Here is a 23484-nt window from a genome sequence, read left to right as displayed (position 1 = left end):
GGGGAGAAATCACGCGGAGTGGATACGTGGATACATCGCGCGGATGCGAATGGGGGACGGCCCGTGTCCGAAGAACCGGGCAGTGAACGTGTGATCGCCGGGCGCTACCGTCTGCTGTCCCCCCTGGGCCAGGGCGGCATGGGGACGGTCTGGCGGGCCCGTGACGAGGTCCTGCACCGCGAGGTCGCCGTCAAGGAGGTGCGCGCACCGGCCGGGCTCCCCTCGCCCGAGGTCCAGCGCATGTACACCCGGCTGGAGCGGGAGGCCTGGGCGGCGGCCCGGGTGGCGAACCGGAACGTGGTGACGGTCTACGACGTGGCCCACCAGGACGGCCGCCCCTGGATCGTGATGGAACTGGTCCGCGGCATCGCCCTGTCGGACCTGCTGGACGCGGAGGGCCCCCTCTCCCCGCAGCGCACCGCGCACATCGGCGCCGAGGTGCTGGCGGCCCTGCGCGCCGCGCACGCCGCCGGGGTGCTGCACCGCGATGTGAAACCGGCCAACGTACTGCTGGCGAACGACGGCCGCGTGGTGCTCACGGACTTCGGTATCGCCATGGTCGAGGGCAGTTCCGCGCTGACCATGACCGGCGAGGTCATCGGCTCCCCCGAGTTCCTCGCTCCGGAGCGGGCGCTCGGGCGCACTCCCGGACCGGAGTCCGATCTGTGGTCGCTCGGTGTGCTGTTGTACGCGGCGGTCGAGGGCAACTCGCCGTTCCGGCACGACACTCCGCTGAGCACGCTCCGCGCGGTCGTCGACGAGGAGCTGCCGCCGCCGCGCCGCGCGGGCCCGCTGGCTCCGGTGATCGAGGGACTGCTGCGCAAGGACCCGGCCGAGCGGATCCCGGCCGACCGGGCCGAGCGGGACCTGCGGATCATCGCGGCGGGCGGCACCCCGCGCACGGGTGCCGCCGCTTACACGCCGACGGTCGCGGCGTTCCCGGGTACGGCGGAGCCGCCCACCGCCCCGCTCCCGCCGCCGGCCGCCACCCGGCCCGCGCCCGCACCCGCGTACGCCGCTCCGTCCGAGCCGCCGCCCCGCAACCGCCGGACCGGCATCGTGCTGGCCGCGGGACTGGCCGCGCTCGTCCTGGCGGTTGCGGGGCTGACGTACGCGCTGGTGAACCGGAACGGCACGAGCGGTACCAACAGCGGGGCCACGCAGGGCGGCACGGTCAGCAGCGGGCCCACGAGCAGCCCGGAGGTGAGCACGTCGCGGGCCGCTTCCCCGACCCGTGGGACCTCGGCCGGCGGCGGCAGCGGGGGCAGCCGTACGACGAGTCCGGCCACCCAGTCGGTCCAGGTGACGGTCAGGGGCACGCACACCGACTACGCGGGGGCCTGTCCGCCGCCGGACGCCGAGGCGCCCGCGTTCACGGCGACGTTCACCGTGGGCAGCGTTCCGGTCGATGTGTCCTACCGCTGGGTCACGAAGACGGGGCAGGTCTCTGACCCGGGCTGGAAGACGCTGTCGTTCGCGGCGGGTGACGCGAAGACCAAGCAGCGGCAGGTCATCGTCACCACGTACGAGGAGGGCGGTTCCGTGCGGAACGCGATCGGCGTGGAGGTGCGCAGTCCGGTCGGGGTCACGTCCGAGTCGGTGCCGTTCTCGGTGACCTGTGAGGCGGAGACCCCATCGGGCGGGGCCTCCCCCTCTTCTTCGTGAGGTTCGTGGCCGTCGGGTTCTTCGTGAGGTTCGTGGCCGTCAGGCCGCGCCGGTGAGCACCGGCAGATAGCCGCCTGACTGGCCGGCCGCGGTCGGGTGGTACGACTGGCCGATGTTCAGCCAGTCGACGCTGTGCAGCCAGGAGTCGCCCGAGCAGATCTCGTGGGCGCTGAAGGTGGGGCGGACGTCGCCGAAGGTGAAGCCGTGGTCGGCGGCGCGCTTGGCGATGGCGGCGTCGATGTAGTCGGCGGCGCCGTTGATCGCCGACCGCTTGGTTCCGGAGAGTCCGAGGCAGGTCGTGCCGAGCTGGTAGAAGCGGGGGTAGCCCAGCACGACCACATGGGCCGAGGGGGCCTTGGTGCGGATCGCCGAGTAGACGGCGTCCAGTCGGCCGGGCAGGGTCGAGTCGACGTACGCCTTCGCCGTGGCGATCCGGGAGAGACAGGCGCTGTCGGACTGGAGCACACAGGTCGTCATGACGTCGGAGAAGCCCGCGTCATTGCCGCCGATGGTGATCGAGACGAGCCCGGTGGAGGCGTTGAGGGTGCCGAGCTGATTGTTCAGCACATCGGTGGTCTTGGCACCGGAGCAGGCCATGAAGCTGAACGATGCGGGTGCGTGGGCGGCCTGCCACAGATACGGATAGGCCTTCGTGCTGCGGTCGCAGTCGCCGCTGGAGCTGATGTAGCTGCCGGCTCCGACGCCCGAGGAGTAGGAGTCGCCGAGTGCCACATACCCGGTGGCCGCGGCGAGGGGGGACGCCTGCGCCGCGGCGGCCCCGGTGAGGACGAGGCCGAGGGCGAGGAGGAGCGAACTCATAAAGGACGCATATCGGGAACGTCTCATGGAACCTCCCTTTAGCAGGATCTCTGCCACAACCGGCATAGCAGCTACGCGTGTTGACAGGAAGTGTCCATGCCAAGACTTTTCGGGTCAGCCCGATTCACCCCCACAGAACGGATGTTTGAAGCGGGCCGAGAACCTGCGCGGGCGGTTTTCGCATCTTGACGCCCTCCCGCTCACTGCGCGACATTGAAGCCCGGCATCCGGCGCTTCGGGGGGCAAAGTCGCCAATGCAGACCTTAGGTATCAAGCCACCTTCACCGGAGAGAGACGGGTGGCCGGGGCAGGGTCCGGGGAGGGACCTGCTTCCGCTGCTCGTGGGCGCGGCCGTCACGGTCGCGGCGGTCGGCGCCATCCTCGCGCTGTGCGGCTCCGACTCACCGCTGCGCGGACCGTTCACCCTGTTCTTCCTGCTCGCCGCGCCGGCGACGGCCGTGGGATCCGCCCTGAGGGGGCTGAAACCCGGTCCCCGCACGGTGGTGTCCGTGGCGGGAGCGATCGCGATCGACCTGCTGGTCGCCCAGGGCATGCTGGCGGTGCACCGGTGGTCCGTCACCGGCGGGATCGTGGCGGTGACCCTGATCAGCGCCCTGGTCCTCCTGCCGGTCCTGGCACGGCGCCACCGCGGTCGCGCGGCACGAGATCGGAGCTGAGGACGTGGGCGGGCAACGCCCCGGCGAGCCCACGCAGGCCGGCCGGGCAGCGCGGACGGCTCCGCCGCCGACGCCGAAGTCCGCGCCCCGAGCGGAACACAAGGACTCCCCGAAGGCACGGAAACGTTCCGCGCCGGAAGGACGGGTGACACCTTGTCACCCTGTCGCGTTCGGACACGGGGCCCGTCGCGCCCCGGTCCGGGCACCGCGCGATGCGGTGCTGTCGCGGCCGGAACCCTTCGAACCGGCCGTTCGGACACTCAAGCGGATCGGACAAATCCGTTCGAGTGGTTGAGTTACGGCCATACCAACAAAAACGCGGACCTTGTCGTAGGTCTTGCCATATCGTCGCAATCGTCAATACCGTCATACATCAACCCGCATCGGTCCATCATCATGCGGTCCAGGGGAGGGCTCAGGTACCGCGATGGTTCCGGCGCGGGGCGCGGTAGGGGGGTGCCGTGCTCGGCGATCCGAAAGGTCGTACGAGTCGTGCCGCGCGACCGGCTGCCGATTTCCCGGCGGACGGCCACTTTGCCAGCTCACCCGGCATGCACGGAGATCCGTGCCGCATGCCGTCGGTGAGAACCCCCCTTTCGAACCGGACACAGAGCCGGGCCGTCCAGGGGCGGACGGTCCGACCGGACGAGAGGGACAAGACTCATGAGTTCCGTTCTGCGCCCTGCCTTTTCGGACCAAGGTCCGTTAGCGCAGGGGAAGTACCGGCCGATCTCCTCTCACCTGGCCATCGCGCCGCCGGTGAGCGTGGTGATCCCCGCCATGAACGAGGCGGAGAATCTCCCCTACGTCTTCAAGACCCTTCCGGACTGGATCCACGAAGTGGTGCTTGTGGACGGCAATTCCACCGACAACACCGTGGAGGTGGCCCGCGAGCTGTGGCCTGACGTGAAGGTCGTCGAGCAGCGGGGCAAGGGCAAGGGTGACGCCCTGATCACCGGCTTCGCGGAGTGCACCGGCGACATCATCGTGATGGTCGACGCGGACGGCTCGGCGGACGGTCAGGAGATCGTCAGCTATGTCTCCGCACTGGTGTCCGGGGCCGACTTCGCGAAGGGCTCGCGGTTCGCGAACGGTGGCGGCACCTCCGACATGACGCCGATCCGCAAGCTGGGCAACCGGGTCCTGTGCGCGATCGTCAACGCCAAGTTCGGCGCCCGCTACACCGACCTGTGCTACGGCTACAACGCGTTCTGGCGGCACTGCCTGGACAAGATCGACCTGGACTGCACCGGCTTCGAGGTCGAGACCCTGATGAACATCCGGGTGGTCAAGGCCGGCCTGAAGGTGCAGGAGATACCCAGCCACGAGTACCTCCGCATCCACGGCACCAGCAATCTGAGCGCGGTGCGCGACGGGCTCCGGGTGCTGAAGGTGATCCTCAAGGAGCGCTCGAACCGGCGCGCGCTGCGCCGCCGCCCGCGCGCCGTCGCGCTCAACTCCGGTCAGGGAGAGCTGTCTTGAGCGATCCGGACATCTCCGTGGTCATCTGCGTCTACACCGAGGACCGCTGGGAGGACATCCTCGCGGCGGTCGCCTCGGTGCGGGCGCAGTCCCGGCCGGCGCGCGAGACGCTGCTGGTCGTGGACCACAACGAGACCCTGCTGGAGAGACTGACCGGGGAATACAAGGAGGCCCGGGAGGACGGATCGGTCCGGGTACTCGCCAACGCGGGCCCCCGCGGCCTGTCCGCGGGCCGCAACACCGGGATCGCCGCGTCGCACGGGGAGGTCATCGCCTTCCTCGACGACGACGCGGTGGCCGAGCGGGACTGGCTGAAGCACTTCGCCGAAGGATACGAGGACCCGCGGGTCATGGCCGTCGGCGGCCGTACGATGCCGATCTGGGCGTCGGGCCGCCGCCCGGCCTGGTTCCCGGAGGAGTTCGACTGGGTGGTGGGCTGTACGTACAGGGGGCTGCCGCCCGGCCGGGTCCGGGTGCGCAACGTCCTCGGCGGCAACGCCTCCTTCCGCCGCAGCGCGTTCCACGCGGCGGGCGGCTTCGCGGCGGGCATCGGACGCGACGGCGACAAGCGTCCCCTCGGCTGCGAGGAGACGGAGCTGTGCATCCGCCTCACGCGGGCCAGACCCGACGCGATCCTGCTGATCGACGACCGGGCGGTGATCCACCACCGGGTGCCGGAACCACGCGAGCACTTCGCGTACTTCCGCACCCGCACGTACGCCGAGGGCCTGTCCAAGGCGCTCGTGGCGCGCAGCGTCGGTGCCGACAAGGGCCTGGAGTCCGAACGCCGCTACACCATCCGGGTGTTGCCCGCCGGGGTGGGCCGCGGCCTGCGCGACGCGCTGCTGGCCCGCCCGGGGGGCGCGGGCCGGGCGGGTGCGATCGTCGCCGGGGTGCTGACGGCGGCCGGCGGATACCTGGTCGGGAGCGTCCGGGCGCGCAGGGGTGACGCGACCTTCGCCGTGGCCGGCATCCCGGACGGTGAGGGGGCGGCCGCATGAGCGACCAGCCCGTCCCGATCCTCATGTACCACTCGGTGGCGACGGCGCCCAACGAGGCGACGCGTGCGCTGTCGGTGGCGCCGGAGGCGTTCCGCGAGCAGATGGCCCTGCTCGCCGACCTCAAGTTCACGCCCGTGACCACGGCCGACCTGGCGAGGAGCTGGCGGGAGGGCGGCCCGCTGCCCGAGCGGCCCGTCCTCATCACCTTCGACGACGGCTACGAGGGCGTGCACCGGCACGCGCTGCCCGTGCTCGCGCGGCACGGCTTCGCCTCCACGCTGTTCGTCTCCACCGGCTGGATCCGGGGCGCCCACGACACCGGCGGCGGCCTGGACACGATGCTCGACTGGCACCAGGTCCGCGACCTCGTGGGCGCCGGGGTCGAGATCGGCGGGCACAGCCACACACACCCGCAGCTCGACCAGCTCCCCGACGACGCGCTCTGGCTGGAGCTGCTGCGCTGCAAGGAGATCATCGCCGACGAACTCGGCGCCCGCCCGGAGTCGTTCGCCTACCCGTACGGCTACTCCAGCCGCCGGGTGCGCCGCATCGTGCGCGAGGCGGGCTTCGGTCAGTCGCTCGCCGTGGGCAACGCCCTCGCGCGCCGCCGTCAGGGCCCGTACGCGCTGCAGCGGGTCACCGTGCGCCGCACCACCGGTGTCGAGGAGTTCGAGCGGCTCGTCCAGGGCCGTGCGATCACCCGCACCTTCGCCAGGGACCGCGCCCTGACCAAGGGGTACGCCGTGGTCCGAAGAGCACGCCAGGTCCGCCGGAAGGCCATCCGTTCCCGTGTCTGACACGACCACCACAACCCAGGCCGGTGAGGCCACGACCGCGGAAACCGGGCAGCCGTCGGGCCGCCGCCTCCGCCTGCCCAAAAGGGGCGGCGTCCCAGGAGGCGGCAACCAGCTGTTCCGCAACGCCTACGCGCTGATGCTCAACACCGGGATCTCCGCGGTGCTGGGCCTCGGCTACTGGCTGGTCGCGGCCCGCTATTACTCCGACGCCGCGGTCGGCCAGGGTTCGGCCGCCATCGCCGCGATGAAGCTGCTCGCCGGGCTCACCGCGGTGACGCTGACGGGCGCCCTGGCCCGCTTCATCCCGGTCGCGGGGCGAGCCACCGGGCGCCTCATCCTCCGTACGTACGCGGGCAGTTCGCTCGTCGTGGCGATCGCCGCGGGCGTGTTCCTGCTGACGCTGGACCTGTGGGGGCCGTCGTACCGCTTCCTGCACGGTCCCGGCCCCGCCCTGGTCTTCGTGGTGGCCGTGGTCTCCTGGAACCTGCTCACGCTCCAGGACGGTGTGCTCACCGGGCTGCGCAGCGCGCTGTGGGTGCCGGTGGGCAACACCGTCTTCTCCGCGGTGAAACTGCTGCTGCTGGCCGGTTTCGCGGCGGCGGTCCCGATGCTGGGCGTCTTCGTCTCCTGGGTCGCGGCCATCGCCACGTCCGTGGTGCCGCTGGCCTGGCTGGTGTTCCGGCGCCTGGTGCCGCGGCACGTCAAGGCGACCGAGGACCACGCCAGTCCGCCGTCCCTGAAGGAGATCGGGCGGTTCCTGGCCGGCGACTACACCGGCTCGCTGTTCTCGCTGGCCGTGGTCTACCTGGTGCCGGTGATCGTGGCCTCGCAGGTCAGCGCCGCGGACAACGCGTACTTCTACATCACCACCACCATCGGCGGCACGACCAACCTGCTGGCCATCAACATGGGCGCCTCACTCACCGTCGAGGGCTCGCACGACCCGGCACGGCTCGCCGCCAACACCCGGGCGGCGCTGAAGCGCATGGCCCGGATCATGCTTCCGGTGTGCGGGCTGCTGTTCCTGGGCGCGCCCGTCATCCTGCACGTCTTCGGCGACGGCTACGCGCACGCGGCGACCCCGCTGCTGCGCTGGTTCGCGGTCGGCGCCCTGCTGCGGGTCGTGATGGAGACGTACTTCGCGGTGCTGCGCGCCCAGAGCCGCACCTCCGGGCTCGCCTACCTCCAGGGCCTGCTGTGCGTGCTGGTGCTCGGACTGACCGTCCTGCTCCTGCCCCGGATGGGACTGACCGGGGCGGGCGTCGCGGAGATCTCCAGCCTGGCGGTGATCGTGGCGATCGCCGCACCGAAGCTGCTCGAGATCGTGCGCACGGCCCCGGCGGACGCGGTGCCCGAGGACGCGGCACCGGACGGGGACCTCGCCGACCTCGAGGTCCCCGAACCGAGGAACGGCCCGTCCTGGGCGAGGAAGCTGGACGCGGACACCCTGGCGCTCGGCGTCCACGTGGACTTCGACCACCAGGAACGCAGGCCGGACGTGCGGCCGGGGCCGGGCACCCCTCCCACGGGATCACCGGTACCGGTGCCGCACAGCACCCCGGAAGGGGCGCGGGAGGCTACATCGGGCGGGTCGGCCGCGGGGGCGCGGCCGGCCACGGGCGACTCGCGCGTCTCCGGCTCTCCGCTGGGGCCGATCGGGCTGGGCTGTCTGCTCCTCCTCGCGCTCCTGCTGTACTGGGTACCGGCGCTGGGACTGGGCGACGCCTCCCTGGACCGGATGGGCGGCCTCGGGCTGATCTCCGTGCTGCCGCTGCCCACCCTGCTCGGCGCGGCACTCCTCGTCGTGGTGTTCGCCGCTCTGCTGTGGCGCGGCCGCGAGCACAAGGTCCTGCTCCTTGCCACGCTGCTCGCCACCGTCGTGTCACTGCACGCGCTGCCGGCCGTGATCGAGAGCGAGCCGCGGTTCCCGACGGCCTGGCAGCACCTCGGCTTCCTGGACTACATCGACCGCACCGGGTCGGCCGTGCCGTTCCTGGACGCCCGCTGGAGCTGGCCCGGATTCTTCGCGGTGGCCGCGTTCGTCGCCAAGGCCTGCGGGGTCACCGACCTCACCGAGGTCATCCGCTGGTGGCCGCTGACCATCGAGCTGCTCTACCTGGCGCCGATGTTCCTGCTGGTCCGCTCGATGCGGGCGAGCTGGCGCGCCAAGTGGACCGGCATCTGGATCTTCGTGCTCAGCGGCTGGGTGGGCCAGGACTACTTCTCCCCGCAGGGCTTCACGTATCTGTTCTATCTCGCCTTCGTGGCGATCCTGCTGGTCTGGTTCCGCGCCCCGCGCCTGCTGTGGACCAGGCGGCGCCCCGGCGAGGCCGAGGTGGAGCCCACCAGCCGCGGGCAGCGGGCCGTGCTGCTCATGGTGCTGATCGCCCTGTACGCGGCGAGCGTCCCGGCCCACCAGCTCACCCCGTTCATGATGCTGGGCGTGCTCGCGGTGCTCGTCCTGGTGGGCCGCTCCGAACTGCGCGGTCTGCCGGTCCTGTTCGCGGTGCTGGTCATGTTCTGGCTGGGCTTCATGGCGGAGCCGTACTGGTCCGGGCACTTCGACGAACTCTTCGGCGGCGTCGGCGGCGTCGGCAGCAATGTGTCGACGTCCGTCTCCGGCCGTATCCAGGGCGGCGACTCGACGCACAAGCTGGTGCTGTACACGCGGGTGCTGCTCGCCGGCGTCGTGATGGCGTTCGCCTGCTGGGGCTGGTGGCGACGGCGCGAGCACAAGTACCGGGAGCGGTCGCTGCTGGTGCTCACCTTCGTGCCGTTCCTGGGCTTCGGCATGCAGTCCTACGGCGGCGAGATGGCGCTGCGCGTGTTCATGTTCGCGGTGCCGGGCGCGGCCCTGCTCTGCGCCCTGGCCCTGTTCCCGCGCACCGGCGTGACGGCCGAGGAGCGGGACAAGGACCGGGTGAGCCTCGCCCCGCTCGCCGCCCTGATGGCGGGCCTGCTGCTGATGGGCGGCTTCCTGGTGGCCCGCTGGGGCAATGAGCCGTTCGAGCGGATCCGCCCGGGCGAGGTCGCGGCCATGGACTATGTGTACGCGCACGACAAGCCGACGGTACGGCTGCTGTGGCTGAGCAACGACACGGTCAACGACGTGACTCCGGCGATGCCGTGGGGCGCCAAGGACATGGAGAAGGTGAACTATGTGCCGACCCTGGCGCCCACCGATCCGGTCCTGGTGTCGGGCCTGGTCAAGTCGCTCAAGGACGCGGGCCCCAACTCGTACCTCATGATCAACCGCAGCCAGGTGACGTATCTCCAGATGGACGTGGGCTACTCGGCGACCTGGGAGTCCCGGCTCATCAGGAACCTGGACGAACGCCAGGAGCTGAAGAAGGTCCTGGTCAACGAGGACGTGACCCTGTACGCGCTGCGCAAGCAGCCCGCCGGCGAGGTTCCGCAGCCGCGTCCGGGCCCGATCGGCCCGCGGGTGACCTGGACGCCGTGGTCGGTGGTCGGGGGGCTCGCGGCCGTGGCGCTGGTGCTGATGCTGACGGCTCGGGAGCTGGTGCGGGTCGCGGTACGGCCGGGCGTACGGCAGCTGCGGGTGCTGCAGTCGAGCTTCTGGTTCTCGCTGCCGCTGCTGGCGGTGCTGCTCGCCTCCCTGGTGCAGCGGTTCCTGACCATGGGGAAGGGCTGAGGCTCACACGGCCCACAGGGGTGTACGGGAGCGTGTCGGGGTGAAGCGGCTCAGCGCGGGAGCCACTTCACCTCGTACGCCTTCATGTCGAACCGCCTGCCGTCGACCTGGGCGCTGATCGCGCGGCCCGAGGTGTTCACCACCAGCACGACCTTGTCGGTGGCGAGGACGCGGACGTTCGGGACGTCGTCCGGGGCCACCGTCACCGTCCGGTACGCGGTGCCGGGCGGGAACTCCTTGGAGAACCGGGACACCAGACCGTACATCGGCAGTGCCCGGCCGCCCGCGGCGGTGTCGGTGGGCGTCCACAGACAGCCGGGGCAGTCGCTGCCCTTCTCGTCCTCCGGGTTCCAGTAGAAGCCCGAGGACGCGCCGCCCTTGACCAGGGCGATCATTCCGGCGGCCTGGACGGCGACGCGGCGGTCCTCGCTCCAGCCCCTGCGCTCGTCATTGCCGTCGGCGGGCTCGACGTAGTACTCGGCCCACCACAGCGGCAGGTCGTGGGTCTGCCGGCGCACCCACGCGCCGACGGCGGTGAACTTGTCGGTCGCGGCGAACTCGTTCGGGAGCAGCTCGTCGTCGTTGGTGTAGCTGGAGCCGTCCACCACGACGAAGTCGGCACCCGCCTTGTGCGTGTTCCAGTAGCCGAAGGCGTCGATGATCCGCTGGTCCATGGCGCCCCAGGGGCCGCGCAGGGCGGTGGAGGCGTTCTCCTTCTGCCGCGGGTCGACGCTGTCCATGACGAGGTAGGGGCCGCCGACCATGATCTTGGGGTCGACCTGCTTGAGCGCCTTGTAGACCAGGTTGTACAGCTCGGTGTAGCCCTCGTAGTCCCAGCGGGCCTCGGAGTCGTTCCAGAAGCCCTTGAACTCGTTCCAGACGATGAAGTGGCGCACGTCCGGGTAGCGCCTGGCGACGGTCGCGGCGAGGGCGGCGTAGTCCTTGAAGTGGTCGGGCCTCGGGGCGGTCTCGAGGGCGGTCCGGCTCCAGTCGGTGTTGTCCGCGCCCGCCTTGCCGCCCTTCATCCAGTCCGGGGCGCAGCACAGGGTGACGACCGGGGTGCCGCCGGTCCTGCGGACGAAGTCGATACGGCGGTCCATCGCCGCGAAGTCGTAACGGCCCTTGACCGGTTCCGGGTTGTCGGCGCCCCACCCCATGATGGCCTGGTTCTGCGGCAGCCCGGCCCCGGACAGCAGCCCCTCGACGCGCTCGGTGGCGGCGCCGCTGCCCTGGTCTGCGCTGTACTGGGTATGGGTGAAGCCCCAGCCGACGTCCGGTTTCGTCACCTCGGGCGGGGTGGCGGGGGTGCCGTGCACCTTGTCGCCGTCGCGTGTCGTGCCTGTGGTGCTCGCGCCGTTCCCGGGCAGTGTGCCGATCAGGGTGACCACCAGGGCCAGAGCGGCCACGGCCACGCCGAGCAGTGCGGTGAGTCGCCACCGCCGTTCCCCCGAATTCCACCCATGACGTCCCATCATGGGCCACACTAACGGGGCTCCTTGGGCCGCGGACAGGTTTCGGTGTGCGACGGCCAGGTAACAGCACGTACCGGAAGGGTCTGATCCGCTGGGTATACATCAGGCAAAGACGACACATCCGGCGGACCACGGAAAGCGGATGCACCAGGCGGCCCCGTGACGGATCATGGCGGCATGTCCGCGAACCCATACGACGCTCTGCCGGTCCGGCTCAACGTCGACGACAGCGACTCCCCCTCCGACGTCGTCGACGCGCTGTTCCTCGGCCGCTTCGCGACGGGCGAGCAGCCCTACTCCCATGCCGCGAACATCGACCGGGTACGGTCCGGGGCCACGCTCCTGCCGCCGGGCGCCCGGGTGGTGCGGGTCGCCCGCGACGACGACCGCAGCGCGACGCTCGCCGAGGGCGACGGCTGGACGCTGCTGGTGTCCCGCTGGAACCGCGGCGCGGACGTCACGGTGACCGCGACCAGCGCCGAGCTGGCGGAGAAGGTGCTGGGCGAGGCCACGGACGGCGCGGCCGACGAGCCGGAGCCGCAGCCGGAGAACGTGACGATGGGGTTCTGGTACGTGTCGCCGCGGCGCGGCCCGCACCGTACGACACGGCAGATCTCTGCGGGCACCTGGGAGGAGGTCCGCCCTAACTACACGGCGCCGGTGGCGGACGCCATGGACCGGCTGATGAAGACGACGCCTGAGGACATCGCGGGCCGTCTGCTGCTGCTCCACGGCCCGCCGGGCACGGGAAAGACCTCGGCGCTGCGGACTCTGGCCCGCTCGTGGCGGGACTGGTGCCAGGTGGACTGCGTCCTGGACCCGGAGCGGCTCTTCAGTGACGTCGGCTATTTGATGGACATCGCGATCGGCGAGGAGGACACGGCGGGCAAGGGCCGCTGGCGGCTGCTCCTGCTGGAGGACTGCGACGAACTGATCCGCGGCGAGGCGAAGCACACGGCGGGCCAGGCGCTGTCCCGCCTGCTGAACCTGACGGACGGACTGCTCGGACAGGGCCGCAACGTGCTGGTGGGCGTGACGACGAACGAGGACCTGGAGCGCCTGCACCCGGCCGTCGTCCGGCCCGGCCGCTGCCTGGCCCGTATCGAGGTCGGCCCGCTCACCCGCACGGAGGCGGTGGGCTGGCTGGGCCGCGAGGAGGGGGTGGGCCGTGAGGGAGCGACGCTGGCGGAGCTGTACGCGCTGCGACGGGGCACGTCCCCGGCGTCGGTGCCGGACCAGCGGGCGGTGGCGGGCGCGGGGCTGTACCTGTAGGGGCAGGAAGCCCGTCGCGGGCACGACACCTGGAGCGGGTCACGACCGGCGTCGCGACGGCCACCGGTGCTTTGATGGACATATGACCCTGTTCGTCGGCACGTCGGGGTGGCAGTACCGGGACTGGCGGGACGTCCTCTACCCGGCGGACGTCCCCATGCGGCTGTGGCTGGAGGAGTATGCGACGCGGTTCGCCACGGTCGAGATCAACAACGCGTTCTACCGGCTGCCGTCGCGGGAGACGTTCGAGGCCTGGCGGGAGCGGGTGCCGGAGGACTTCGTGGTGGCGGTGAAGGCGAGCCGCTATCTGACGCACATCAAGCGGCTCAAGGAGCCCGAGGAGCCGGTGCACCGTCTGATGAGCCACGCGGCCGGGCTCGGCAACCGCCTGGGCCCGGTCCTGCTCCAGCTCCCGCCCACCCTGCGCGCGGATCCGGCGCTCCTGGACGACTGCCTCGCCTGCTTCCCGCCCGGCACGCGGGTCGCGGTCGAGCCGCGCCACGACTCCTGGTGGACACCCCAGGTGCGCGCCGTGCTGGAGGCGCGGGGCGCCGCCCTGTGCTGGGCCGACGTCCTGTCCCGCCCGGTCACCCCGCTGTGGCGCACCACGGGCTGGGGCTACATCCGCTTCCACACGGGGCGGGCGCGCCCGTGGCCCCGCTACGGCCGCCGGTCCCTGACCACATGGGTCCAGCGGATCGGGGCGGCGTGGCCGGAGGAGGTGGACGTCTACGCCTACTTCAACAACGACCCGCACGCGGCGGCGGTCCTGGACGCGACGGTCTTCGCGCGGTTGGCGACCACGGCGGGCATGCGGGTGACACGCACGCCTCGAAAGCTGCCCGCCCCATCCACCAGTACGGCGGCGTGACCCTCTCCTGCCGCAGCGGCGCGTCCCCTCTTTCGCCGCAACGGCGATCAGCCATGACGGCGGAGACCGGCTGTGCCGGCCTCTCCCCCGCCACCCTGCGGACCCGGCAGGCAGCCGACCGCACTGCTCAACTCCCGTAGGCCGCCCGCAGGGCATGCCGCACGGCGGCCAACGCCGCGTCCTCGTCCAGCCCCAGCCGTCGCGCCCTCTCGGCGTAGGCGGAGGCGGCAGCAGCAGCCTCTCGCTCCGCGGCCGAGCCGGCGGCAGCCACGAACGTTCCGTTGCGCCCCCGTGTCTCGATCACCCCGTCCTCCTCCAGCGCCCGGTACGCCTTCGCCACCGTGTTCGCCGCGAGGCCGAGGGACTCGGCCAGCCCTCGTACGGTCGGCAGCCGGTACCCGACCGGCAGCACCCCCGCCCGGGCCTGCTCGGAGATCTGCGCCCGCACCTGTTCGTACGGCGGCGCGCTCCCATCGATGTGGATCTTCAAGGTCACGGCCCGATTGTCCCGCACCCACCGGAAAATGAGAGGCACCCCCGCGCCCGGCCCGGATACCGTGCGCCCCCATGACAGTGATCGTGCGCGACCTCCGCCCCGACGTACGAGCCGACACCGAGGGCTTCGCCCGGGTCCGGCGACTCGCCCTCCCCTTCATCCTGTTCACCCCGGAGTCCATCGCCTACGACGCCGCCCACATGCATCCCGACGCCCACTACCGCCCGCTCGTGGCCGAGGAGGACGGCGAGATCATCGGCACGGCCCAGGTTCACCTCGCCCACGAGAGCCGGGAGCCCGGCCAGGGCAACCTCAACGTCTACGTGCACCCGGGACGCACCCGCCGCGGCGCCGGCTCGCGCCTCGTCCGCGCCGCCGAGGAGCACCTGGCCTCCGTGGGCGCCACCAGACTCTTCGCCTGGGTCCTGGACGAGCCCGGCAACCGCGCCTTCGCGGAACGGCACGGCTACAGGAGCAGCCGCTCCGCCCACTTCCTCCGCCTGGACCTGGCGAACGGCACCCTGCCCCCGCTCCAGGACCCCCCTCCGGGCGTCGAACTGCGCACCGGCGCCGACTTCGCGGACGACCCTCGCCCCCTGTTCGCACTGGACGCGGAGACGATGTCCGACGAGCCGAGCGACATCGCATACGAGTTCACCGACTACGAGGCCTGGCTCGTGGAGACCTGGCGCCACCCCCTCTTCAGTCCCGAGCTGACCTCGGTGGCGGTGGTCGACGGCCGCCCCGCCGCGTTCAGCGCGGCCCGCACCGACGGCGGCACTCGCTACGGCACCGTGATGACCGGCGCGGCCCGCGCCTTCCGCGGCCGGGGCCTCGCCAAGCTCGCCAAGAACCACTCCCTGCACCGCGCCCGCGCCGCCGGGTGCACGGAGGCGTTCACGGGCAACGATGCGGGCAACGGGCCGATGATCGCGATCAACAAGTGGTTCGGCTACGAGATCTGCGGCACGGAGGTGCGCTATGTCCGCGAACTCGGCTGAGACGGCGGCCCCGGTGGACGTCGTCCTGGTCAAGGCGGGCCGTACGAAGATCCGTTACGAGGGCGAGCTCGTGGCCGACGACGGCAACCGGATCGCCGTACGCGCTCCCTGGGCGGGCGACGGCGTCCGCGACTTCGGCTTCGTACGGTTCGAGCCCGGTGACGTCTTCACCGAGTACTACTGGCGCGACCGGTGGTACGCGGTGAAGGAGGTCAGGGACGCGCAGGGCACGCTCAAGGGCTGGTACTGCGACATCACCCGCCCCGCCGCGGTCTCCGGCCGCGAACTCGTCGTGGAGGACCTCGACCTGGACCTGTGGCGCTCGGCGGACGGCACGGCCGTGCTGCGCCTGGACGAGGACGAGTTCGCGGCGAGCGGCCTGGCGACCAGGGACCCGGAGGCCGCGGCGGCCGCCGTGAGCGCCCTGGACGAGCTCGAACTCCTGGCCAGGGAGGGGAACTTCGCGGCTCTGCTGGACTGACCGCATGCGCCGGCCCGCATCGAGCCGCCCGCGCCGAGCCGCCCGTCAGACGACCGCCACCACCGCATACCGCTCGTCGTCCACCTCCCTCCCCCACAGCCGCGCGTCGTCCGACAGCCGCTCGAGGCGTACGTCCCGGGCGAGGGGCGCGAGGAGAGCGGTCAGGCGGTCGGCGGGTATGCCGACCGGGCTCACCGTCCCCCACACGCCCTCCACCAGCACCAGGCGGCCGGCGGGGCGCAGCAGTCCCCGCCAGTGGCGCAGGACGCGGCCGGGGTCGGGCAGGGTCCACAGCACATGGCGGACGAGGACGGCGTCGAAGAGCTGTTCGCCGACCGGCGGCGTCGCCGCGTCGCCGACGAGGAACACCGCGTCGCGTCCGGCGAGCTTGGCCCGGGCACGCGCGACCATGGCCGGAGACAGGTCGACCCCTGTCACCCGGTGTCCCTGTTCGGCGGCGAGCAGTGACAGGCTGCCGGTGCCGCAGCCGAGGTCCAGGACGTCGCCGGCCCGCCGCGGCAGCCACGTACCCAGCCGGGTGGTCCATGCCTCGCGCACCGCGGGGTCGCGCAGTCCGTGGTCCGCTTCGGCGTCGAAGGTGGCGGCCTCGGCGTCCCAGTCCACGCCGGGGCCTGTGCCCGCGGAGGTTTGGGGTCCGCTGTTCTGGGCCATGTTCCTGGTCATGTCCGTGTTGATGTCCCGCTTCATGACGCCAGGGTGACAGCCGCCACTGACAGTCGAATCGTGACAGCCGCCACAGACATACCTCGACCGATGAGGAACCCTCGCCGAAAGGGTCTACCTCCGCGCAAAAGCGGAACCCGGTAGGCACAAGGAGGCCGCCATGCGCCGAGTGACCGTGCACAAGCCCCTGAAGAGGACCGACTCCCGCCGGACGCGCGAGGACGCCGACGAGCGCCCCACGGAGCGCCCGGAGGTCCGCAAGGACATCGCCCGCATCTGGTGGCCGGACGGCTGACCCGGCGCCTACAGCCCGTCACGCAGGTGCGGTGCCCCCGCGGATGACACTGACAGCGATCACGCTCGACTGCTCCGGCCCGTCGGCGCCGACGGCGTTCCACCAGCGGGCCACCGGGCTGGAGCCGCACCTGAATCCAACGGCGGCTTCGCCGGACCCACCCGTGAGACCGGGCGCTGATGCCCTCGGCCCAGCCGCTTGCGGTAGTGGACCCGGTCGTACGGCCCGTCGACACGGCGCTCGACGACCTCGTATCCGTACTTCGGGTAGATCGTCTGGTTCTCCCACATCAACGCGTTCGTGTAGAGCCTGACCTCGGGCAGGCCGAGCGCACGCGCGTGGGCGTCCACGAAGGCGAGCAGTCGGCGCCCCACGCCCTGGCCGCGGGCTCCGGGGTGCACGGCGATGCTGTCGAGGAAGAGATGGTCCTCGAACGCCTCCACCACCACAAGGCCGTTCACGGGCTCTCCCGTCACGAACACCCGCCCCGCGGCCACGTCCTCCGCGTGGTCCGCCTCCATGGGCTTGGGCACCACTCCGATACGCGCGACGTAGTGGCGGTACGCGGCATCCGTCACGGCCCGTACGGCCGGTACATCGGCGGCGTGGGCCGGCCTGACCCCCTCGGTGGTACCGGCGTCTTCCGTGGCATCTGTCATGGGCCGAACGGTACTTACCTGATCGCAGGTTCAGCACCTCCTTAACGGGACCATAAGGATCTCCACCACCGGCCCCGAGCAGGCGATTTCATGGCTTCCTGCGGCTAGCTTGCTGTTCGCCCCTCACTCCGGGACCTGTCCGGCGGCTCAGGCCGGACAGGCCCCGGCGGCGCTTCAGCTGAACACCGACGCGCAGGTGGTGGCGGTGGCGTGGGCCGGGTCGAGGGCGTTGGCCGCCTCATGGAAGGCGATCCGGTCGGACAGCCCGATCGTCACGTGCTCCGAGAGGTCCACCGCGCACAGGTCCTGCAACAGCACGTTGTGGACGTCGGATCCGCTCAGGAACTGGGAGCGGTACGGCGTGACCACCTCGTCGTACTTGGTGGCGATGACCGTGTAGTGGACGCCGGCCACGGTGTCGCCTCCCGCATTGAGCTTGGTGAGGAAGGCGGATCCGGCGACCTGGTCGGCGAGCCCGGGCGTGGCCGCGGAGAGGAGATCCTGCGCGCCGGGGAAGTACGGCAGCAGGTTGGTGAGTCCGTCCAGGGTGGTGCCGTGGTTGTCGGGCGCGATACCGACGAGGGCGTTCACCTTGGCGGCGCCGCCGAGGAACTTGAGGTAGTAGCGGGGCATCATGCCGCCCTGGGAGTGGCCGACGATGTCGGCCTTGGCGGCGCCGGTCGCGGCGAGCACCTTGTCGACGAAGACGGACAGTTGCTGCGCGGACTGGTCGATGGGGCCGAGGCCGTAGAAGAGCGGGACACCCGGGAGTTGGCCGTAGTCGAGCGAGAAGACGCAGTAGCCGCGGTCCTCCAGGTAGGGGGCGAAGGCCAGCCAGTTGTCGACCGAGTTCGCGAAGGTTCCGTGGACGAGAACGACCGGGCGGGGGTGGGCGGCGGACGGCTTGCAGGAGTAGTCGTTCCAGCCGGTGCTGGGGGCGGCGGCCTCGGCGGTCGCGGCGGGGACGAAGGCGACCGCGGCGGTCAGCGCCAGGGCTGCAAGCGGTCTGAGCAGGCGTTTCCAGGGCAGCATCGGGTGATCTCCTTGCGGCTCGGGGAGAAGCGATGACCTTGCGCCCTGTGATCCGGATCACGGGATGCTGTTCACTCGTCAAGTTACGAACGAGTAAGGAACAAGTGAAGTTACGCGTCAGTAAAAACTTCCAGTGATAGCCGACCGCAGCAGCGATTCCTGGTAATGCCCTGAACGTATGCGGCGACTCGTCACCAGACGGGCCTGACCGGTCCATAGGGCGCGATAAGCAGCAACTGGCGCTGCAGCGAACCGATTTCACGCTCCCCGAGCAGCTCCGCCCATGGCCGCACAGCGTCCGCCGCGGCCTCCTCGGCAGCCCGCGTACAGGTCCATCCGCGGTCGGTGAGCACGATCAGCCGCGCCCGCGCGTCGCCGGGATGCGGCCGCCGCTCGGCGTACCCCTTGCGCACGATCTCCTCGACGAGCTGACTCGCGGCCTGCTTGGTCACGCCCAGGTGGGCGGCCAACTCGGTGACCGTCGCGCCGTCCGGGGCCAGTCGCGCGAAGGCGAACCCGTGCGCGGGGCGCAGCCCCTCGAAGCCGCGCGCGACAACCCCGTCGCCCCCGTGGGCGAGTTGACGCCCTATGCGGCCAGCGACCCCCGTATCACCGCCCGGGGCCCGAACTTCGCCCGCGCGCGGTCCGCGACCTCCTCGATGCGGCGGACCTTCTCGTCCACCGGGTCGAAGGTGAGCTGGTGAGCCGCGTGGTCGGCGGAGCTCAGGTCCTCGGCGCGCAGGGCGATCGCACGGACGCGGGCGCGCTGAAGGCCGAGCGCCTCGTACACGCGGTACGCCTCGGCGGTGAGCGCCGCGGAGTGCGCGGTCGGCTCGGCGAGGGTGCGGGTGCGGGTCGTCGCGGAGCGGTCGGCGTAGCGCACGGTGAGGGTGAGCCTGCCGCACACCCGCTCCACGGCGCGCAGCCGGGCGCCCAGTTCCTCGGTGGCCGACAGCAGGGCGCGGCGGTGCCGGTCCGGGTCCAGTTCGTCGCGCTGGAAGGTGCGTTCGGTGGCCAGGGAGCGCGTGGCGGCGTTGGGCACGACCCGGCCGCGGTCGATGCCCTGCGCCTTCTCGTGCAGTTCCCGGCCGGCCCGGGCGCCGACGAGGCGCTGCACCGTCGACAGGGGCGCGGCGGCGAGTCCGCCGATGGTGTCGAGCCCGTACTCGCACAGAGTGCGGGCGGTCGTCCCGCCGACTCCGGGCAGCGCGCGGACCGGACGGTCGGCCAGGAACTCCGTGATGGCGTCCGGGTCGCCGGGCACCATCCGGATGTCCCCGGGCGCGGCCTCCCCGAGGGCCATACGGGCCAGCATCGGCCCCGGCCCTGCCCCGATCGCGCAGTCGACCCCGTGGTGCGCGAGGGCCCGTACCCGGATCAGCCTGGCCAGCTCGACGGCGTCCCGTCCGAAGTACCGCTCCGCTCCCCCGAGGTCGGCGAGCGCGGCATCGGGCGGCAGCGCCTCGACGACGGGCGTGAACTCCTCGAGGAGGCCGAGCAGCCCCGGCAGGGCCGCCTCGTACATCTCGGGCAGCTGGAAACGTACGCAGAGGATGGTCATCCCGCACTCCCCGGACTCTGGTGCCACAACTTCCTTCCGCCCGCCGGGCCCTCGCCCGCGGGACGCATGTCGGCCCAGGGGTTCATCTCGTACCCCGTGGACATCCGGATGCGCCGGCCCCTCGCCGCGTCCCCGTCACCGTCCGGCCGGTGCGCCGCGGGCTCCGCCAGCCGCTCCGCCACCACGTCGAGACCGCCCTCGGCGCGCAGTTCGACCAGTTCGGCGAGGTTCCAGGCGGCCGAGCCGACCACACTGAGGCTGCGCGGTCCGCGCCGCTGCACCACTCCGCGCACCAGCAGCAGCCAGGAGTGGAAGACGGTGTGGGCGCAGGTGTCGTGGGAGTCGTCGAAGAAGGCTAGGTCGACCAGGCCCGTGCCGTCGTCGAGCGTGGTGAAGATGACCCGCTTGCCGGAGCGGATCGGCGGGGTCTGGGTGGCCGCCTTGGCGCCCGCGACCAGCACCGTCTCGCCGTGCCGGGCGTCACGCAACCGTCGTGCCGAGATCACGCCCAGCTCGTCGAGGAACGTGCGGTAGTCGTCCATCAGGTTGCGCGAGGCGTCCATGGACAGCACGCCCAGCTCGGCGCTGAGCCGCTCCTGAGCGGTGAGGTCGGGCAGTCCGGCCGGGGCGGTCCTGCGTCCGCCGGCCAGGGGGAGCTGGCCGCCGCCCGCGCCCCGGGAGCCCCGGTGCAGCTCGGTCAGGTGCAGTTGGAGATCGCGGCGGTTGGCGCCGAACGCGTCCAACGCGCCGACCTGCGCGAGCCGCTGGGCGAGGGGACGGCTCGGCCGGGCCCGCTCCCAGAAGTCGAGGAGGGAGGCGTACGGCTGCCCGGCCTCGATCCGCCCGGCCTCGGCCTCGCTGATGCCGTGCACGTCGGAGAGGGCGAGGCGGAGGCCCCAACGCCCGCCGGAATCAGGTGATTCAGACACCAGTTCGATACGGTGGGCGGCGCCCGACTTGTTCACGTCCAACGGCAGGATCGGCACACCCCGGCGCCGCGCGTCCGCCAGCAGCAGCCGCTTCGGGTACATCCCGGGGTCGTGGGTGAGCAGTCCCGCGTAGAAGGCGGCCGGGTGATGGGCCTTCAGCCACGCGGACTGGTACGTCGGCACGGCGAAGGCGACCGCGTGCGCCTTGCAGAAGCCGTAGGAGCCGAAAGCCTCGACGATCTCCCAGGTCCGCTGGATCGTTTCCGCGTCGTATCCGTTCGCCGCCGCCCGCTGTGCGAACCACACCCGGATCCGCCCCTGCGCCTGAGGGTCGGACAGCCCGCGCCGCACCTGGTCCGCCTCGCCGCGCCCGCAGCCGGTCATGATGTCGACGATGTGGATGATCTGCTCGTGGAAGACGACGACGCCGTACGTCTCCTTCAGCGGCTCCTCCAGGTCGGGGTGCGGATAGCGGATGGGTGCGCGCCCGTGCCGCGCCTCGATGAACGGCCGCACCATGTCCGCCGCGACCGGCCCCGGCCGGAACAGGGAGATGTCGACGACCAGGTCGTGGAAGCCGTCCGGCTGGAGCCGCCCGACCAGGTCCCGCTGGCCCGGCGACTCGATCTGGAAGCAACCCAGGGTCTCGGCGGAGCGGATGAGCCGGTACGTCGCCGGGTCGCCCGGCGCGAGGGAGTCCAGGTCGATCCGCCTGCCGGAGGTCCGCTTCACCTCCGCGACGGCGTGCGCCATCGCGGACTGCATCCGCACCCCGAGCACATCGAGCTTGAGCAGCCCCAGCTCCTCCACGTCGTCCTTGTCGAACTGCGACATGGGGAAGCCCTCGCCGCTGGTCGGCATGACCGGCGTACGGGACAGGAGGGAGGCGTCGGAGAGCAGGACCCCGCACGGGTGCATGGCGACCCCGCGCGGGAGGGCGTCGAGCGCCTCGACCAGCTCCCACAGCGGGCCGTACCGCTCCTTCTCCCCCGCCAGCTGCCTCAGCTCGGGCAGCTCCGCCAGCGCCGCGCGGGCGTCGCGGGCGCGGATGTGCGGGAAGGACTTGGCGATGCGGTCGATCTCGGCCGGGTCCATGGACAGGGCGGCGCCCACGTCGCGGATGGCGTGCCGCACCCGGTACGTCTCCGGCATGGCGACCGTGGCGACCCGCTCGGTGCCGAACCGGTCGATGATCGCCCGGTAGACCTCGAGGCGGCGCGCGGACTCCACGTCGATGTCGATGTCGGGCAGGGCGATGCGCCGCTTGGACAGGAAGCGCTCCATCAGCAGCCCGTGCTCGATGGGGTCGGCGTGCGCGATACCGAGGAGGTGGTTGACGAGGGAGCCCGCGCCGGAACCGCGCGCGGCGACCCGGATGCCCATCTTCCGCACGTCGTCCACGACCTGGGCGACGGTGAGGAAGTAGGAGGCGAAGCCGTGGTGGGCGATGATGTCCAGTTCCTCGTGCATCCGCTCCCAGTAGTCCCGGCGGCCGGCGTAGCCGCGCAGCACCATGCCCGCCGCCGCCCGCGAGGCGAGCGCGCGCTGGGCGGTGCGGCGGCCGGCGCCGACGAGATGCGGTTCGGGGAAGTGGACGGTGCCGATGCCCAGGTCGTCCTCGGGGTCGACCAGGCACTCGGCGGCCGTGGCCCGGGTCTGCTCCAGCAGACGGTGGGCGGTGTCGCGGCGGAAGCCGGCCGCCTCCACCACCCGCTCGGCGATCTCGAACATGGCGCCCGCGTCCTTGAGCCAGGCCTCACCGGAGTCCAGCTCCTTGGTGGGGTCGATGGGGACCAGGCGGCGGGCGGCGTCCAGGACGTCGGCGACGGGGCCGAGACCGGGGTCGGCGTACCGGACGGCGTTGCTGAGCACGGGCCGGACGCGCTGCTCGGCGGCGAAGCCGACGGTGCGCGCGGCCAGACGCAGGGAGCCGGGGCCGGTGCCGGCGCGGCCGTGCCAGACGGCTTCCAGGCGCAGGGCGTCGCCGTAGACCTCACGCCAGGGTGCGAGCAGCTTCGCCGCGCGGTCCGGGCGTCCGGCGGCGAGGGCGCGACCCACGTCGGAGTCGGGGCCGAGCAGGACGGTCAGGCCGTCGGCGTGGTTGTCGGCCCAGGACAGCAGCGGGGTGCCCTCCTGGGTATGGGCGGCGGAGACGAGACGGCACAGGTCGGCCCAGCCGCGGGCGCCGTCCCGGGCGAGGAAGACCGCGCGGGGTGTCGACTCGTCGATGAAGGCACCGCCGCGCACGGGGGTACGGCGCCTCTCGCGCCGTACGGGCTCGTACTGGGCCACCGCCAGGTCCGCCCCGAACAGCGGCCGGACCCCCGCCGCCGCGCAGACCTTGGCGAACCGGACCGTGCCCGCGAGGGTGTCCCGGTCGGTGAGCGCGAGGGCGTCCATGCCCAGCTCACCGGCGCGCTCGGCCAGCCGCTCCGGGTGCGAGGCGCCGTACCGCAGGGAGAACCCGGAGGCGGTGTGCAGATGCGTGAAACCCGGCACACGCACCTCCTGTACCCGTGAGCCACCCACACAGCTCTCGAACGTCCGTTCCCATCTCCCTCACCACCACCATAGACCAATTTTCGAACTGCCGTACGACAACCTTTCGGGCGCGCGCCTCGGTACAAACATGGAC

19 protein-coding genes and 1 pseudogene are annotated in these 23484 nt (G+C 71.7%); 11 read left to right on the top strand and 9 right to left on the bottom strand.

Going from position 1 to position 23484, the window contains the following annotated elements:
• The first annotated feature begins 63 nt into the window (after window positions 1–63).
• Window positions 64–1665 carry a serine/threonine-protein kinase gene (locus ACFYZE_RS23675; RefSeq protein ID WP_388997452.1) on the top strand — a complete coding sequence of 534 codons (1602 nt, stop codon included), beginning with the start codon at window positions 64–66 and terminating at the stop codon, window positions 1663–1665.
• Between the two features lie 39 nt (window positions 1666–1704).
• Here ACFYZE_RS23675 and ACFYZE_RS23670 read toward each other — a convergent pair whose 3' ends face one another.
• A complete protein-coding gene (locus ACFYZE_RS23670) occupies window positions 1705–2511 on the bottom strand; it encodes an SGNH/GDSL hydrolase family protein (RefSeq protein WP_388997450.1) in 807 nt (268 codons plus the stop codon).
• 314 nt (window positions 2512–2825) lie between these two features.
• Here ACFYZE_RS23670 and ACFYZE_RS23665 point away from each other — a divergent pair, with 314 nt between their 5' ends.
• The 5 genes from ACFYZE_RS23665 (at window position 2826) to ACFYZE_RS23645 (ending at window position 10096) form a co-directional block, all read left to right on the top strand.
• Window positions 2826–3161, top strand: coding sequence for a hypothetical protein (locus ACFYZE_RS23665; RefSeq protein ID WP_388997448.1), 336 nt, complete (start codon window positions 2826–2828; stop codon window positions 3159–3161).
• A gap of 663 nt (window positions 3162–3824) precedes the next feature.
• Entirely contained in the window at window positions 3825–4643 is an 819-nt protein-coding gene (locus tag ACFYZE_RS23660) for a glycosyltransferase family 2 protein (RefSeq protein WP_388997445.1), read from the top strand.
• Window positions 4640–5644 (top strand): glycosyltransferase family 2 protein, encoded by a 1005-nt coding sequence (locus tag ACFYZE_RS23655; RefSeq protein WP_388997442.1) that lies wholly within the window; start codon window positions 4640–4642, stop codon window positions 5642–5644. Before ACFYZE_RS23660 ends, ACFYZE_RS23655 begins: the two co-directional genes overlap by 4 nt.
• Window positions 5641–6441, top strand: a complete 801-nt coding sequence (locus ACFYZE_RS23650; RefSeq protein ID WP_388997439.1) for a polysaccharide deacetylase family protein — start codon at window positions 5641–5643, stop codon at window positions 6439–6441. Before ACFYZE_RS23655 ends, ACFYZE_RS23650 begins: the two co-directional genes overlap by 4 nt.
• The gene (locus ACFYZE_RS23645) at window positions 6434–10096 is read left to right on the top strand and encodes a lipopolysaccharide biosynthesis protein (RefSeq protein ID WP_388997436.1); all 3663 of its coding nucleotides are present in this window, start codon (window positions 6434–6436) and stop codon (window positions 10094–10096) included. The genes ACFYZE_RS23650 and ACFYZE_RS23645 overlap by 8 nt, the downstream gene beginning before the upstream one ends.
• Before the next feature lie 50 nt (window positions 10097–10146).
• Here ACFYZE_RS23645 and ACFYZE_RS23640 read toward each other — a convergent pair whose 3' ends face one another.
• Window positions 10147–11568 carry a xylan 1,4-beta-xylosidase gene (locus ACFYZE_RS23640; protein WP_388997740.1) on the bottom strand — a complete coding sequence of 474 codons (1422 nt, stop codon included), beginning with the start codon at window positions 11566–11568 and terminating at the stop codon, window positions 10147–10149.
• Between the two features lie 177 nt (window positions 11569–11745).
• Here ACFYZE_RS23640 and ACFYZE_RS23635 point away from each other — a divergent pair, with 177 nt between their 5' ends.
• Together ACFYZE_RS23635 and ACFYZE_RS23630 are read left to right on the top strand one after the other, a co-directional pair.
• Complete coding sequence (locus ACFYZE_RS23635; protein WP_388997433.1) at window positions 11746–12840, top strand: DUF5925 domain-containing protein; 1095 nt, start codon at window positions 11746–11748, stop codon at window positions 12838–12840.
• 82 nt (window positions 12841–12922) lie between these two features.
• Window positions 12923–13711 carry a DUF72 domain-containing protein gene (locus ACFYZE_RS23630; RefSeq protein ID WP_388997430.1) on the top strand — a complete coding sequence of 263 codons (789 nt, stop codon included), beginning with the start codon at window positions 12923–12925 and terminating at the stop codon, window positions 13709–13711.
• 127 nt (window positions 13712–13838) lie between these two features.
• Here ACFYZE_RS23630 and ACFYZE_RS23625 read toward each other — a convergent pair whose 3' ends face one another.
• Window positions 13839–14207 (bottom strand): GntR family transcriptional regulator, encoded by a 369-nt coding sequence (locus tag ACFYZE_RS23625; protein ID WP_388997427.1) that lies wholly within the window; start codon window positions 14205–14207, stop codon window positions 13839–13841.
• Window positions 14208–14278: 71 nt separating this feature from the next.
• On the opposite strand from ACFYZE_RS23625, the gene ACFYZE_RS23620 reads away from it, so the two are divergent.
• Window positions 14279–15208: a GNAT family N-acetyltransferase gene (locus ACFYZE_RS23620; RefSeq protein ID WP_388997424.1), complete on the top strand. Its 930-nt coding sequence runs from the start codon at window positions 14279–14281 to the stop codon at window positions 15206–15208.
• Window positions 15189–15689 (top strand): DUF402 domain-containing protein, encoded by a 501-nt coding sequence (locus tag ACFYZE_RS23615; RefSeq protein WP_388997421.1) that lies wholly within the window; start codon window positions 15189–15191, stop codon window positions 15687–15689. The genes ACFYZE_RS23620 and ACFYZE_RS23615 overlap by 20 nt, the downstream gene beginning before the upstream one ends.
• Window positions 15690–15734: 45 nt before the next feature.
• On the opposite strand, the gene ACFYZE_RS23610 is transcribed toward ACFYZE_RS23615, so the two are convergent.
• Complete coding sequence (locus tag ACFYZE_RS23610) at window positions 15735–16361, bottom strand: class I SAM-dependent methyltransferase (RefSeq protein ID WP_388997737.1); 627 nt, start codon at window positions 16359–16361, stop codon at window positions 15735–15737.
• Between the two features lie 172 nt (window positions 16362–16533).
• On the opposite strand from ACFYZE_RS23610, the gene ACFYZE_RS23605 reads away from it, so the two are divergent.
• A complete protein-coding gene (locus ACFYZE_RS23605; protein ID WP_388997419.1) occupies window positions 16534–16668 on the top strand; it encodes a hypothetical protein in 135 nt (44 codons plus the stop codon).
• Between the two features lie 191 nt (window positions 16669–16859).
• Here ACFYZE_RS23605 and ACFYZE_RS23600 read toward each other — a convergent pair.
• The 5 genes and pseudogenes from ACFYZE_RS23600 to ACFYZE_RS23580 form a co-directional block, all read right to left on the bottom strand.
• A pseudogene (locus ACFYZE_RS23600) lies at window positions 16860–17327 on the bottom strand (GNAT family N-acetyltransferase); the annotation flags it as partial.
• A gap of 174 nt (window positions 17328–17501) precedes the next feature.
• Window positions 17502–18359, bottom strand: coding sequence for an esterase/lipase family protein (locus ACFYZE_RS23595; protein WP_388997416.1), 858 nt, complete (start codon window positions 18357–18359; stop codon window positions 17502–17504).
• A 191-nt stretch (window positions 18360–18550) separates the two neighbouring features.
• Window positions 18551–18949, bottom strand: coding sequence for a MarR family winged helix-turn-helix transcriptional regulator (locus ACFYZE_RS23590; RefSeq protein ID WP_388997734.1), 399 nt, complete (start codon window positions 18947–18949; stop codon window positions 18551–18553).
• Window positions 18946–19920 carry a hypothetical protein gene (locus ACFYZE_RS23585; protein WP_388997413.1) on the bottom strand — a complete coding sequence of 325 codons (975 nt, stop codon included), beginning with the start codon at window positions 19918–19920 and terminating at the stop codon, window positions 18946–18948. The genes ACFYZE_RS23590 and ACFYZE_RS23585 overlap by 4 nt, the downstream gene beginning before the upstream one ends.
• The gene (locus tag ACFYZE_RS23580) at window positions 19917–23348 is read right to left on the bottom strand and encodes a DNA polymerase III subunit alpha (protein WP_388997410.1); all 3432 of its coding nucleotides are present in this window, start codon (window positions 23346–23348) and stop codon (window positions 19917–19919) included. The genes ACFYZE_RS23585 and ACFYZE_RS23580 overlap by 4 nt, the downstream gene beginning before the upstream one ends.
• Between the last annotated feature and the right edge of the window lie 136 nt (window positions 23349–23484).

The organism is Streptomyces sp. NPDC001796, from assembly GCF_042892355.1.
In the GTDB taxonomy this organism is placed as follows: Bacteria; Actinomycetota; Actinomycetes; order Streptomycetales; family Streptomycetaceae; genus Streptomyces.
The sequence above is the reverse complement of the archived record's forward strand: the minus strand, read 5'-3'. Positions and strand labels throughout refer to the sequence as shown.

Bases quoted from the DNA above. Each gene is read 5' to 3' on its own strand.
- ACFYZE_RS23670 (WP_388997450.1), bottom strand. From the start codon at position 2,511: ATGAGACGTTCCCGATATGCGTCCTTTATGAGTTCGCTCCTCCTCGCC.
- ACFYZE_RS23660 (WP_388997445.1), top strand. From the start codon at position 3,825: ATGAGTTCCGTTCTGCGCCCTGCCTTTTCGGACCAAGGTCCGTTAGCG.
- ACFYZE_RS23650 (WP_388997439.1), top strand. From the start codon at position 5,641: ATGAGCGACCAGCCCGTCCCGATCCTCATGTACCACTCGGTGGCGACG.
- ACFYZE_RS23640 (WP_388997740.1), bottom strand. From the start codon at position 11,568: ATGGGACGTCATGGGTGGAATTCGGGGGAACGGCGGTGGCGACTCACC.
- ACFYZE_RS23635 (WP_388997433.1), top strand. From the start codon at position 11,746: ATGTCCGCGAACCCATACGACGCTCTGCCGGTCCGGCTCAACGTCGAC.
- ACFYZE_RS23630 (WP_388997430.1), top strand. From the start codon at position 12,923: ATGACCCTGTTCGTCGGCACGTCGGGGTGGCAGTACCGGGACTGGCGG.
- ACFYZE_RS23620 (WP_388997424.1), top strand. From the start codon at position 14,279: ATGACAGTGATCGTGCGCGACCTCCGCCCCGACGTACGAGCCGACACC.
- ACFYZE_RS23615 (WP_388997421.1), top strand. From the start codon at position 15,189: ATGTCCGCGAACTCGGCTGAGACGGCGGCCCCGGTGGACGTCGTCCTG.
- ACFYZE_RS23610 (WP_388997737.1), bottom strand. From the start codon at position 16,361: ATGGCCCAGAACAGCGGACCCCAAACCTCCGCGGGCACAGGCCCCGGC.
- ACFYZE_RS23605 (WP_388997419.1), top strand. From the start codon at position 16,534: ATGCGCCGAGTGACCGTGCACAAGCCCCTGAAGAGGACCGACTCCCGC.
- ACFYZE_RS23595 (WP_388997416.1), bottom strand. From the start codon at position 18,359: ATGCTGCCCTGGAAACGCCTGCTCAGACCGCTTGCAGCCCTGGCGCTG.
- ACFYZE_RS23585 (WP_388997413.1), bottom strand. From the start codon at position 19,920: ATGACCATCCTCTGCGTACGTTTCCAGCTGCCCGAGATGTACGAGGCG.